Genomic DNA, 12,219 nt, shown 5'->3' with positions numbered 1-12,219 from the left:
CGCTCTTCCGATCTTGATCAAAGAAGGACCAAAACGATATCAAAATAGGGATTCATGGTACAGTTTTCGGTAATGGAATCTTCACCAATTATTCTTCTCTAGCTTTAATTATGAATGCTAAAACCACTCCAATTCAGGTTTCGATTAAAATTCGCACTACAGGTGAATTTATATACAATAAATTCCACAAAAATGCCGAACAATAAGGAAATTTAATGAAGACTTCCACTCTCCTTCGTACTGCCATTCTTTGTACGCCTTTTATTTTTGCGGCATGTAGCAAAACCGAGCAAGCAGAAACCTCCAAAACCGAAATCCAACAGGAAGACACCACGCAAACTGCCGAAACGGCACAGACACAAGCTTTTGGCATCAGTAAAATTCCACTTAGCACAGCGACACTCGGTGACTTTCCTTATATTGCCCTGCCAGACGGTTATATCTATCAAAATACTGAGCAGCGCAATTTTGAGCGTGTTCCATTCTGGACAGGACAGCAACTGGAATGGGTCGAAGGACAATTATTCAGCTCAGGTATTACCTCGAAACCGGAATATAAAGAAGGTAATTTCTTAGAAATTCAGCGTAATCTGTAAAGTGTGATCAAGGATTTGGGCGGCGTAGAAGTTACCAATAGCCAGATTCCAAAAGATATCATCGAGAAAATTCCGAAAGATTTTCAGGTGCAATACTATGCTGGCTTGGGGGATATTTTTAACTACCCGACCAAGACTTATGTACTTCGCCAGGAAGATAAGACTGCATGGTTCCAGCTGACCCAATCTGGCAACTATATTTCGCTAATGGTAGCTGAATCCAAGCCTTTAAATGTGACTGCCAAAGCCCTGACTTCAAGCGCACTAAAACAAGGTCTGGATCAGGACAATAAAGTGAGCGTACAAATTAACTTTGCAACTGATAAAGCGGAGATTTTATTGGACTCACAAGCACAAATTGAGCAGATTGTTGCCTTATTAAAAGACAATCCGGATTTAAAACTAGGTATTTATGGTCATACTGACAATACCGGTGATGCTACGCATAACTTAAAACTGTCTGATCAACGTGCACAAAGCGTGGTTGCTGCCCTGACCAAAGCGGGTATCGAAAGCAGCCGTTTAAGCGCTAAAGGTTTTGGAGATACTCAGCCTGTTGCAGATAACACGGGTGATGATGGTATGACAATTTTATATACTCCATAAACCCTTTAAATTAATTAGGTGGTTTATGTCGCACTTCAAGTTTTACTCTGCCGATGATTAAACATTAAACCCAATGTGTTTCCCTGTAGGTAGCTCTACATCGATACGCAGCTTTCCACCCATGGCTTCTACATATTTTTTCATTGTCGAAATCTTGAGATCGTTGCCACGATTCTCAATTGCAGATAGTGAAGGTTGTTTAATCCCTAAAGTTTCAGCCAGTTCTTTTTGAGAAATTTCCAACTCTTCGCGAATCATATGAAGATGTTGCTCAAGCAGCAGCTCTTCTGCCATTTCCTGAATACGAGCCTGACTCTCAGGAGAACGTTTCGCCAATAATTCTTGCAAAGTTTTAGCCATATCAGTTTACTCCTAAAGATTTCAAATGCAGTGAATACTGTTCATCTGCAATTGCCAGCATCTCTGTATAGAAACGCTTATTGCCACTTTTATCACCAATGCAGAGTACGATTGCCTGTCTTAACGGATCAAAAGCAAAAAATGCCCGGATTGGTTTTCCTCTATGTTGAACACGTAGCTCTTTCATATTGGTATATTTAGAGTTATATATTGTGTCTACCAAAGGTCGCCCAAGACTTGGCCCCTGACTCTGTAATACCACCAAAGCTGCTAAGACTTTTTCTTGTGTCGATTCGTCCTGTTGTTCAAGCCATTCATTAAATACATCTGTGGTCAGTACCGTCCACATACCACAACCCAAATATAGACTATAAGCTATATATTACTAATGTCCACTCTATACTGCAAATAAAAAACCGCCCTTATGGACGGTCTTTAAAAGTTCCCTCCTTTTTCAAAGGAGGATTAGGGAAATTCTTTAAGCCACTGGTGCTAACGTAAACAACACCTGCCCTGTTTTCACCGTTTGCCCTTTCTCAATCGTAATCGTATCTACACGCATACGTTCAGGGGCAATAATCGGAATCTCAATCTTCATTGCTTCAATTACGGCCAAGGTGGCACCTTCTTCCACGATATCACCAGACTGACATTCAATTTTCCAGATTGAACCCGGCATATGTGATTCCACCGCACAGCCACCATCCGGAATAGCAACAGTTTCACCATCGTCGACCGCATCCAGACTTTCAGACACGTATTCAGCCAGTCCAGCTTCATGCCAGCGACGGCGTTCTGCTTCAAAGTTCGCTTGTTGTGTTGCCTTAAACTCGCTAATGGTGTCGGCATTGTCGGTCAGGAACTGGTTGTACTCTTTCAGGTTCAACACACCTTCTTCAATACGCAGTTTCAGACGGCCTGCCTTAAAGTCCTCACGCATTTGCATCAGTTCTTCTTCAGACACTTCATAGAACTTGATCTGGTCAAAGAAGCGCAGTAACCATGGCTTGCCTTGCTCGAAGTCGGCATTTTTACGGTAACGCGACCACATTTGCGTAGTACGACCGACAAACTGATAACCACCCGGGCCTTCCATACCATATACGCACATATAAGCACCACCGATCCCTACAGCATTTTCAGGCGTCCAGGTACGTGCAGGGTTATATTTCGTTGTGACTAAACGTTGACGCGGATCAAGCGGGGTTGCCACAGGTGCACCTAAATATACATCGCCTAGGCCCATCACCAAATAACTTGCATCATAGACCACATCTTTCACAGCTTGTTTATCTTTCAGGCCATTAATACGGCGGATAAACTCGATATTGTCCGGACACCATGGCGCATCTGGACGCACGGTTTGCATATAGCGTTCGGTTGCCAGCTGGGTTTGAGAATCTTCCCAAGCCAATGGCAAATACACGGTACGTGATGGCACTTCCATTTCAGTCACATCAGGCAGTTCAGTTTCAGCCACTTGCAGCAGACGCAACAGGTCGAGCTGATCCAGCTTGATAGAATCAAAATGGATTTGCAGCGAACGAATGCCCGGTGTCAGGTCAATAATGCCCGGAATATTCTGTTTTTGAACCCATTGCATCAAGGCATGGATACGGAACCGCAGGTTCAGATCCAGCACCAGCTCGCCATATTCCACCAGCATGTAGTTATTACCCGCTGGGCGATACACCACATCTGGCGCACCATTTTCACTTTTTAAGATATCCAGCACTGCATTTTTTAGCGTAGCAAGTTCTGGGTAGAAGGATTCATTAAATGAAACTTCTTGGGTATCCAGTGCTTCGAGTTGTGCATGATATTTTTCATTTAGCAATTTGGCTTGGTGATAGCTGACTGGAACAAATTTCACTTTATCACCGGCTTTGAGCTGACCGAGTTTCCACAGCTCAGAATTGATCACCACCGCTGGACAGACGAAACCACCCAAACTTGGACCATCTGGACCGAGGATAATTGGCATATCACCGGTGAAATCAATCGCACCAATCGCATACGCGTTGTCGTGAATATTCGATGGATGCAAACCTGCTTCACCACCATCTTCACGTGCCCATTCCGGCTTTGGACCAATCAGGCGGATACCGGTACGGCTAGAGTTAAAGTGAATCTCAAAATTATTGGCAAAGAAGGTATCAATGTCCTTTTTGGTGAAGAAATCTGGCGCACCATGCGGGCCATACATCACCGCAATTTCCCATTCATGGCTGAAAGTCGGAATTTGCGCTGGCGCTAGTGCTTTAACTTCATCAGATGTATACGCCGTAATTGGCAGCATATCGCCGATCAGCAGGTTACGGCCGGCATGACCGCCAAACTGACCGAGGGTAAAGGTCGCTTGTGAACCTAAATATTCAGGCACATTCAGACCGCTCTTAATGCCGATATAGGTACGGCAACCGGTGGCGATCTTGCCACATTTTAAAATCTGACCTTTACGCACATTCACGGTTTGCCACATTGGCACAGCCACACCATCCAGTGTTGATGGCATGTCACCACCGGCCAATACAATCTGGCTGTCACAATGGAATTTTAAAGTTGGCCCTTGCAGGGTACATTCTAGACCCGCTGTATTTGGGGCATTACCTAATAACTGGTTTGCCACATTTAATGACAATGGGTCAATCGCACCTGATGGCGGCACACCGACATCCCAGTAGCCCAAACGACCTGTCACATCCTGCACCGCAGTTTGAATGCCCGCTTGTAGCACTTCAACTTTTTGGGTTTTCCATTCAAAAGTATTCAGGAAACGCGTGGTTTGTGTACCAGCTTTAAACACCTCACCATCAATAATGTTTTGTAGATATTCCAGGTTGGTTTCGATACCCGCCACTTGAGTTTTCGACAGTGTATCCGTCATCGCCTGAATGGCTGCGTCACGATCATCTGCTGTGACAATGATTTTAGCAATCATTGGATCATAGAAAGATGATACATTCGATCCGGTTTCCACCCAGGTTTCGTTACGTGCATTATCATCAAACTCGACATAAGTCAGCAGACCGGCACTTGGCTGGAAGTTCTTGATCGGGTCTTCGGCATAGAGACGTACCTGAATCGAATGACCTTTGGATTCTAATTTTTCAGTTGGTGCCGTCCAATCACCACTCGCAAGCGTCACCATCCATTCCACCAAGTCCACGCCAAAGACTTGCTCAGTGACACCATGTTCCACTTGTAGACGAGTGTTCACTTCCAAGAAATAGAATTCTTGGGTATCGGTATCCATCACAAATTCAACCGTACCGGCAGAACGGTAATTCACTGACTGCATCAATTGAATCGCGACATTTTGGATATAGGCACGTTGTTCGTCATTGATATGCGGTGCAGGCGTTTCCTCAATCACTTTTTGGTTACGACGTTGTACCGAACAATCACGCTCGCCGAGTGCAATCACCTGCCCTTGACCATCACCAAAAATTTGCACTTCGATGTGTCGGGCATTTTGTACAAATTTTTCCAGGTACAGACCTGCATCTTTGAAGTTGGCTTGTGCCAAGTAAGACACGGTTGCGTAAGCATCTTTCAGCTCAGCTTCATTCCAGACCAGACGCATGCCAATCCCGCCACCGCCAGCAGTACTTTTCAGCATTACTGGGTAACCGATACGCGCCGCTTCTGTTAGTGCTTCCGCTTCATCAGCGAGTAATTGACTGCCTGGCAGTAATGGTACATTGGCCTGAATTGCCAGCTCACGCGCCGTATGTTTTAAACCGAAAGCACGCATTTGTGCCGAGTTTGGACCAATGAAAGCAATGCCTTGTGCTTCACAAAGGTCGCAGAATTCCGCATTTTCAGACAGGAAGCCGTAACCCGGATGAATCGCTTGTGCACCGGTCTGTTTGGCAACTTCTAAAATTTTATCAACATTTAAATAGCTTTGGCTGGCTGGTGCTTCACCGATATAGACCGCTTCATCCGCAAGAGTGACATGGAGCGAATCACGGTCTGCTTCAGAATAAACGGCGACAGATTGAATCCCCAATTTTTTCAGGGTACGGATCACACGGCAGGCAATCGCGCCACGGTTGGCAATCAAAACTTTATTAAACATAACTTAAGCCTCCTCGCTTTCACGCACAACCAGCTGGATTTGTGTCGGGTTGTAGGCATTACATGGGTTGTTCAGTTGCGGACAGTTCGAGATCAGTACGATCAGGTCCATTTCCGCCTTGATTTCCACATACTTGCCAGGTGCTGAAATACCATCATCAAATTTCAGGTGACCATCGGCAGTCACCGGCACATTCATAAAGAAGTTGATATTTGGACCGATGTGACGCACGTTTAAGCCATACTTTTTCGCCACCGGATGCTTCGCCAGCGCATACATAAAATTGTTACGGCAGCTGTGCATTGGATATTTATCATGTGCATAACGGACGGTGTTACTTTCACATGAACATGCACCGCCTAAAGTATCGTGACGACCACAGTTATCATCATTGATCACGGCAATAGCACGGCCAAAGTTACTGTATAAAGTAGTGCCTTTTTCCAGATAAATCTGCTGGTTCATCGCTAGAGTATCGGTTGCGCTATAACGCTCTTCTGGGTTTTCAGCCGAGATAAATAAGGTATCGACTGCTTGATTCCCTTCCAGATCGATGATGCGGAAATACTGGCCTTTTTTGACTTCGCACATCCATGCTTCACCGGCAGGACAGATTTCGCTAAGTACGGTTTTTTCGAATTGTTGTAGAGCTGTCATGGTTATTCTCCTGCCTTAAACGTTAGAAAGTGCGTAGTAACGTGCGTTGTTCTGGAATGCACGCTGGTTCTGTGGACAGGAGTCACGACAGATATCGGTTTCGCCTAAATTATTGGCTTTAAATAGAGATAATTGGATATCAGCCGGTTGATATTCCGTACTGTTATCCAGACCATGCGGTGCAGCAGACAGGAACACTAGACAATCCATTTCAAAACGCAGTTCAATCACTTGGTTAGTATTGTCTGAAGGCACATAAGACAATGCGCCAGCATCATTTGGCGTCACTTTAGAGAATAGATTGACGGTTGCACTCAGGTCAGTCTGACCGAGTGAGAATTTAGATAATTCAACCAACAGACCATCTAAACCGCTTTGGTACATGTCATTGCGGGCATCCTGGAAGCTACGGATGCCAAACTGTTTTTCAATCTGTTCAGGACGGGATGGACCACAGAAGGTATCGTTCCAGCCAGCATCATCTTTAACGATGGATGCCATTACACGACCCAGATCCGAATACAGCACATTCCCTGCTGTCAGGTATGCGGTATGCTGGCCTTTCAGGCTATCTGGCATGTTGTAACGTTCCAGTTTATCTTCAGCATTGACACAGAACAGGGATACGTTGGCATTGGCACCGAGTGCCTTGAATTGCAAAACCGCACCTTTTTGAATGCGCCCGGACCAATGATGCCCTCCCGGCAGGATTTCAGTCCAAAGTGTTTGATTGTTATGATAGTCGCCCATTTGCATGACCTCTCTAAGGTTTTTGTTCCAACCTCCCGGGCTTTTATCCCTCCGTGTAGCTCAAATCGAGCCGTGAACTCTCGGTCTCAGCCGCAGTTTTTTTGAAAAAACTGCCGGAACCCTAGATCACTTTATGATGCTTAGATAAATGCAAATGCTGTGCCAATTTAGTATTACGATTTTTATTATTAGTAATACTTAAAATGCTCAAAATAAGTTCATTTTACGAATTTATTGATAAATACAGTCTGGATGTGCACCCAAACTGGACTTTTTATCTCTATCCAAAAACGGGATAATGGCGGTGAAAGAGAATTGGGTGTGACATGTTTAAAGATAAAAAGCTGGTATGTTTTGACCTGGATGGGACCTTGATTGATTCAGTGGGAATCTGGAACCAAGTCGATGCTGCCCTGATTCAGGAATTGTCGGGGATCGAAGTCGGTCTGGATCAGATTCAGCAACAGCGTGACCTGCAACTGAAAGCCTTTAGACATATGCCCGATCCCTATCTGGAATATTGTGGCTATTTAAAAGACCTATATGGTTTCAAGCCAAGCAAGGAAGAGGTTAAAAATCGCCGTTATCATATTTCACGGCATTTTCTGGATCATGTGATTGAACTCAAACCGCAAGCTGAGCTGCTGATTCAAGCCCTAAAACAGCAAGGGATACAATTGGCACTCACGACTACCACCAGCTTGTTCAATGTGCAGCGTTATCAGGACAATAACCAGAAGATTAATCAGAAAATCAGTTTTGATGATGATTTTGCGATTATTTTGACTCGTGAAAATGTTGAGAATATCAAACCGCATCCAGAAGTGTATTTAAATGCGCTCCAGCATTTTGAAATTGAGGCTAAAGATTGCCTGATTGTTGAAGACTCTTTAATTGGGGTGGAAGCTGCCAACAATGCGGGAATTGATGTCGTTGCAATTTACGACCAGTATTCTGCGCATGAAATGGACCTGATCAAAGCCAAGGCAGATTATTTTGTAGAAGATTTTGCTGGTCTCATAAAATTGGTGAACTAAAAAAATGCTATGAATCCTCCCTGATCATGGCATTTTTCGTGTTATCTCTGAATTGATTAGATTAGAGCATTATTTGGCTTTTTTATAGACGGAGCCTGAACCGACCAGATTGCCAGTTTTTTCGTCAATTGCGAAATCAACGACACCTGTACCTGAATTAATCTGAAGCAGACCATTATCAGCGACTGAAGCTGGCATCGGATTTTTCTTGTCAGTTTTGCCGCTTTCTTTGTCTTTAATAGTATTGGTAATGAAATAGTTTTCACCATTTTTGGAAATCACCAGGATATTTTCCAATTTTGGATTTTCCAGTGTATTTTTCCAGTTCCCCTGATAATCTGGTGCTGGAGTTTCCGGGGTATTACACGCGGTTAACAGCAATAAAAGTGAGATGCCTGAAAAATATTTAAGATATTTCAAAACTGAGACCTTGAATGATAGAACGCGGCCATTATAAAAAGAACCTCCTTGAGGTAAACGCTTAGCTTGTAGGCGAAGCGTTTCAGCGGTAGTAAATCTGTCCCGCCTTCGTCATTTTTTGAAAAACATCTTCATATTTCATTCATAAATTCGTGTGAACTGAGCACTTTTTAACTGATAAAAAAAATCCTCAATAGACCATCCAAATCTATTGAGGAGTACCAAACTGGATAATAGAGAAACCCTAAAAATTAATTTACAAGCTTAGATTTAAAGTAACGAAACACCGATTTAACTGCGTGAGTTTTTTCTGCAATTTGCTGATTCCATTCATTTGGCAGTGAGCATTTCGCCAGTCTGACCCATACAGTCGAGAACTGTTTCATAAAGCTGGCTTCGTTATAGTGAATCCCGTACTCAGCACATAAGGCTTTGATTTTTGGTGCTACTTCGGCATAACGGTTTGCTGGCATATCTGGGAACAGATGATGCTCAATCTGATGGCTTAAATTACCACTCAGAATATGCAACCAGTTCGCGCCACTGAAGTTGCTCGAACCACGGATCTGACGCAGATACCATTCCGCACGGGTTTCATTGTCGGTATTGTCCATTTCAAAGGTTTCTGCATCTTCAGTGAAATGTCCATTAAAGATCACCGCAGACGCCCATAGGCTACGAATCACATTGGCAACCGCATTCCCGGTAAATACTGGAATGGCATTTGGACCGGCAATCAGTGGGAAAAATACATAATCTTTCAGGACCTGACGGCGCATTTTTTTGCGTAAAGGCGCTGCTTCTTCCCAGACCTGTTTCCAGGTTTTAGTTTTATAGGCAATCACATCTTCCAGATGCAAACGCTGTACACCCACATACCATTCAAAGAACACCATCAACTGAATGGTTAAAGGAATATTCCAGATAAAACGTAGTTCCCACGACTGAGATTCACTGACACGAATCAGACCATAACCGACATCGTGATCCATACCGACAATATTGGTATACGTGTGGTGAATATAATTATGCGTGTATTTCCAGTCATCCCCAGTGGAAATAGTATCCCAATCATAAGTCGAACCATTCAGACTCGGATCATTCATCCAGTCGAACTGGCCGTGCATCACGTTATGGCCAAGTTCCATATTTTCCACGATTTTCGAGATACCCAATAAGCCTGTTCCCGCTAACCAGACCGGCGGCAACCAGCCTGCAAACATCAGCATGCCACGGGAAGCAATCTCGCTATAACGTACAAAATTACGGATTTTATAAATATATTCTGCGTCTTTTTCGCCCAAATCTTCCATTACTTCACGGCAGATAGCATCAACCTTGGCACCGAACTCTTCAACCTGTTCCGGGCTTAGAAATTGAGATTTACTGTATTTTTTAAAATCAATTTGCATATTCATGGGAGCACCTTCTTATTCGTTTAGTAATGGTTGAAATAGCTTATAAATTAATCACCACAGGACTGACGGCCTGTGAAATACAAAGTTTGATTGGAGTATTGTTGCCGTGGTCGATCTCACCCGTCAGCATGTTTTTAACTGAATCGCTGACTTTGGTACATGAGCAAGTATTACAAATGCCCATACGGCAACCATGCGCTGGACGAAGACCCGCCTGCTCTGCACTTTCCAGCAGATTAGATTCTGCCTGGAATTCCTGCTGCGATCTTAAAAACTGTACAGGCTGAGCTTTCACTTTTTCATCCATCGCAATCTGGAAATATTCAGAATGGAAGCTAGATTTCACCGCCAGTTTATCGGCAATTTTGAGTGCAGTTTTCATCATTCCCGCTGAACCACAGGCATAGATTTCACGCTGTTCAAAGTCTGGTACCAGCTTGTTTAGCAATTGCTGGCTCAGATGCTGCTTATGCTCGACTGTATTAAAATGATGATATTTCAGATGAGGATGCATCAACGCCAAGGTTTTGATCTCGGCATGAAATGCATCATCACGGGTGAAATAGATCAGATCAATCGGATGCTGAAACTGCACGACTGCTTTTTGCAATAAGGAATAAATTGCAGTAATGCCACTGCCTGATGCCAGAAACAGAATCGGTTTAGGAGAGTTTAATAACGTAAATTCGCCCTGTGGCTGAGACAGCTCGACCACTGCACCTAGTTGCAATAAAGTTAAGGCACGTGACACTTTACCTTGCTGCTTGACTGCAATAATCACATCACCATTTTTTAAAATGGTCACGATAGAATAATGACGTTGATGACGTACTCCATCCAGACGCAGAGTCACCGCGATATTTTGACCGGCCTGAAATGACCCGCGGTTAAAGTTATAATTTGGACGTAACTGGATTTTGAAAAAGTCTGGACTAACCGCCTGAATATTCACGACCGATGCTTTGACTTTTTTGAGTGCCCAGGTTGGATGGATTTTTTCACCAACAAAATCAATGAAATCTTCACGAATCCAATGCGGCTTGTAGGTCGTCATACTTGTCATTTTTATCCCCTCTATTCCGCAGACAGAATTAATGTACAACTGTCTATTTATTATGTAGTCCAGAATAAAGAATTCTGAAGCTCGCACCATGTCAATGTAGGTCAAATTATGTGCTTAGAAACCATAGTTGGACTTTTTGTAAGACAATCCTAGCCAGAAAGTGCTGTTAAAACTGTATGAACTGAATAAATTGCTTTTTGGGTCTGTATATTTTTAGCAAAAACATATAAAAAAACTGACCTCTATATAAGAGATCAGTTTCTGTTTTGAATATTGGGTGAGTTAAAAAGGCAAAAATTTACCTTTTAAAAAAATAGTTTAACCTACGGCCTGTTCCAGCAAGATAGAACCATAAAGTTCACGCAGGTCTTTTTTCAGCATCTTGCCGGTTCCACTTAATGGAATAGAATCTACAAAAATCACGCGATCCGGGATCTGCCATTTAGCGACTTTGTCCGCATAGTAATCCAGCATTTCGGCTTCACTCACATGACTCTCTGGCTTTTTAATCGCAATCAGAACGGGACGCTCATCCCATTTAGGATGCTGTGCCGCAATCACGGCAGCCATGGCAATTTCAGGATGTCCCATCGCCATATTTTCAAGATCGACTGAAGAGATCCATTCACCGCCTGACTTGATCAGATCTTTGGAACGGTCACACAGCTTCATAAAGCCATCTTCATTTAAGGTAGCAATATCTCCGGTATCAAACCAGCCATCTGCTGTGAGCGCAGATTCTTCCTTGCCAAAATAGTGATCAATGATCCAGTGCCCTTTAATCTGCAGATTACCTATGGTTTCACCATCCCGGGCAATTTCCTGAGTTCCTTTTTCTTCATCGGTTAAACGTAAATCAACGCCAAACGGTGGACGACCTTGAGACAGACGAATCTGCATTTTTTCTTCATCCGCCAGATCAAGGTGTTTGGTTTTTAGCTGATTGGCACTACCAAGTGGACTGGTTTCAGTCATCCCCCAGGCATGAATGGTTTCGCAGTTAAACTGCTCTTTAAAGGTTTTCAGCATAGCTGGTGGGCAGGCAGAACCACCGACCACATTCCGTTTCAGACTTTCCAGTTTTGAACCACTTTGCTGGGCAGCCGCAATCAGCCCTTGCCAGATCGTCGGAACACCTAAAGCCACAGAGACTTTATACGTATCAATCAGATTAACCAGACTAGCTCCATCCAGGCCTGGCCCCGGCAACACCAAGGTACAACCGAGC

At 43.7% G+C, this 12,219-nt stretch carries 12 protein-coding genes and 1 riboswitch; of the genes, 3 read left to right on the top strand and 9 right to left on the bottom strand.

What is annotated here, in order from left to right; translation table 11 throughout:
- The first annotated feature begins 215 nt into the window (after window positions 1-215).
- Together B4J23_RS01945 and B4J23_RS01940 are read left to right on the top strand one after the other, a co-directional pair.
- On the top strand, window positions 216-596 hold the full coding sequence (locus B4J23_RS01945; RefSeq protein WP_291358618.1) for a hypothetical protein: 381 nt from the start codon (window positions 216-218) through the stop codon (window positions 594-596).
- Between the two features lie 3 nt (window positions 597-599).
- Window positions 600-1,202, top strand: a complete 603-nt coding sequence (locus B4J23_RS01940; RefSeq protein WP_291358617.1) for an OmpA family protein — start codon at window positions 600-602, stop codon at window positions 1,200-1,202.
- A 57-nt stretch (window positions 1,203-1,259) separates the two neighbouring features.
- Here the strand turns inward: B4J23_RS01940 and B4J23_RS01935 are convergent, their stop codons facing one another.
- From B4J23_RS01935 to B4J23_RS01915, 5 genes are all read right to left on the bottom strand, one after another.
- A complete protein-coding gene (locus tag B4J23_RS01935) occupies window positions 1,260-1,562 on the bottom strand; it encodes a helix-turn-helix domain-containing protein (protein WP_179992579.1) in 303 nt (100 codons plus the stop codon).
- A gap of 1 nt (window position 1,563) precedes the next feature.
- Window positions 1,564-1,911 (bottom strand): type II toxin-antitoxin system RelE/ParE family toxin, encoded by a 348-nt coding sequence (locus B4J23_RS01930; RefSeq protein WP_179992580.1) that lies wholly within the window; start codon window positions 1,909-1,911, stop codon window positions 1,564-1,566.
- 129 nt (window positions 1,912-2,040) lie between these two features.
- Window positions 2,041-5,646, bottom strand: a complete 3,606-nt coding sequence (uca, locus tag B4J23_RS01925; protein ID WP_291358616.1) for an urea carboxylase — start codon at window positions 5,644-5,646, stop codon at window positions 2,041-2,043.
- Between the two features lie 3 nt (window positions 5,647-5,649).
- Entirely contained in the window at window positions 5,650-6,303 is a 654-nt protein-coding gene (locus B4J23_RS01920; RefSeq protein WP_291358615.1) for an urea amidolyase associated protein UAAP2, read from the bottom strand.
- 15 nt (window positions 6,304-6,318) lie between these two features.
- Entirely contained in the window at window positions 6,319-7,059 is a 741-nt protein-coding gene (locus B4J23_RS01915) for an urea amidolyase associated protein UAAP1 (protein ID WP_414631559.1), read from the bottom strand.
- 24 nt (window positions 7,060-7,083) lie between these two features.
- Window positions 7,084-7,189, bottom strand: a riboswitch (guanidine-I (ykkC/yxkD leader).
- Window positions 7,190-7,379: 190 nt separating this feature from the next.
- On the opposite strand from B4J23_RS01915, the gene B4J23_RS01910 reads away from it, so the two are divergent.
- On the top strand, window positions 7,380-8,090 hold the full coding sequence (locus tag B4J23_RS01910) for an HAD family hydrolase (protein WP_180031204.1): 711 nt from the start codon (window positions 7,380-7,382) through the stop codon (window positions 8,088-8,090).
- Window positions 8,091-8,159: 69 nt separating this feature from the next.
- On the opposite strand, the gene B4J23_RS01905 is transcribed toward B4J23_RS01910, so the two are convergent.
- The 4 genes from B4J23_RS01905 to B4J23_RS01890 all read right to left on the bottom strand — a co-directional run.
- On the bottom strand, window positions 8,160-8,510 hold the full coding sequence (locus tag B4J23_RS01905; RefSeq protein WP_159122938.1) for a hypothetical protein: 351 nt from the start codon (window positions 8,508-8,510) through the stop codon (window positions 8,160-8,162).
- A 251-nt stretch (window positions 8,511-8,761) separates the two neighbouring features.
- Complete coding sequence (locus tag B4J23_RS01900) at window positions 8,762-9,928, bottom strand: fatty acid desaturase family protein (protein WP_291358613.1); 1,167 nt, start codon at window positions 9,926-9,928, stop codon at window positions 8,762-8,764.
- Between the two features lie 40 nt (window positions 9,929-9,968).
- Entirely contained in the window at window positions 9,969-10,991 is a 1,023-nt protein-coding gene (locus B4J23_RS01895; RefSeq protein ID WP_291358612.1) for a flavin reductase family protein, read from the bottom strand.
- 318 nt (window positions 10,992-11,309) lie between these two features.
- Window positions 11,310-12,219: AMP-binding protein (locus tag B4J23_RS01890; RefSeq protein ID WP_291358611.1), on the bottom strand; the 910-nt coding region annotated here is incomplete at its 5' end.

The organism is Acinetobacter sp. UBA3025 (genome assembly GCF_002367915.1).
Taxonomy (GTDB): domain Bacteria; phylum Pseudomonadota; class Gammaproteobacteria; order Pseudomonadales; family Moraxellaceae; genus Acinetobacter.
The sequence above is the reverse complement of the archived record's forward strand: the minus strand, read 5'-3'. Positions and strand labels throughout refer to the sequence as shown.

Excerpts from the sequence above, each read along its gene's own strand:
- uca (WP_291358616.1), bottom strand. The coding sequence starts at position 5,646 with ATGTTTAATAAAGTTTTGATTGCCAACCGTGGCGCGATTGCCTGCCGT.
- B4J23_RS01930 (WP_179992580.1), bottom strand. The coding sequence starts at position 1,911 with ATGTGGACGGTACTGACCACAGATGTATTTAATGAATGGCTTGAACAA.
- B4J23_RS01895 (WP_291358612.1), bottom strand. The coding sequence starts at position 10,991 with ATGACAAGTATGACGACCTACAAGCCGCATTGGATTCGTGAAGATTTC.
- B4J23_RS01910 (WP_180031204.1), top strand. The coding sequence starts at position 7,380 with ATGTTTAAAGATAAAAAGCTGGTATGTTTTGACCTGGATGGGACCTTG.
- B4J23_RS01920 (WP_291358615.1), bottom strand. The coding sequence starts at position 6,303 with ATGACAGCTCTACAACAATTCGAAAAAACCGTACTTAGCGAAATCTGT.
- B4J23_RS01935 (WP_179992579.1), bottom strand. The coding sequence starts at position 1,562 with ATGGCTAAAACTTTGCAAGAATTATTGGCGAAACGTTCTCCTGAGAGT.
- B4J23_RS01915 (WP_414631559.1), bottom strand. The coding sequence starts at position 7,059 with ATGCAAATGGGCGACTATCATAACAATCAAACACTTTGGACTGAAATC.
- B4J23_RS01945 (WP_291358618.1), top strand. The coding sequence starts at position 216 with ATGAAGACTTCCACTCTCCTTCGTACTGCCATTCTTTGTACGCCTTTT.
- B4J23_RS01900 (WP_291358613.1), bottom strand. The coding sequence starts at position 9,928 with ATGAATATGCAAATTGATTTTAAAAAATACAGTAAATCTCAATTTCTA.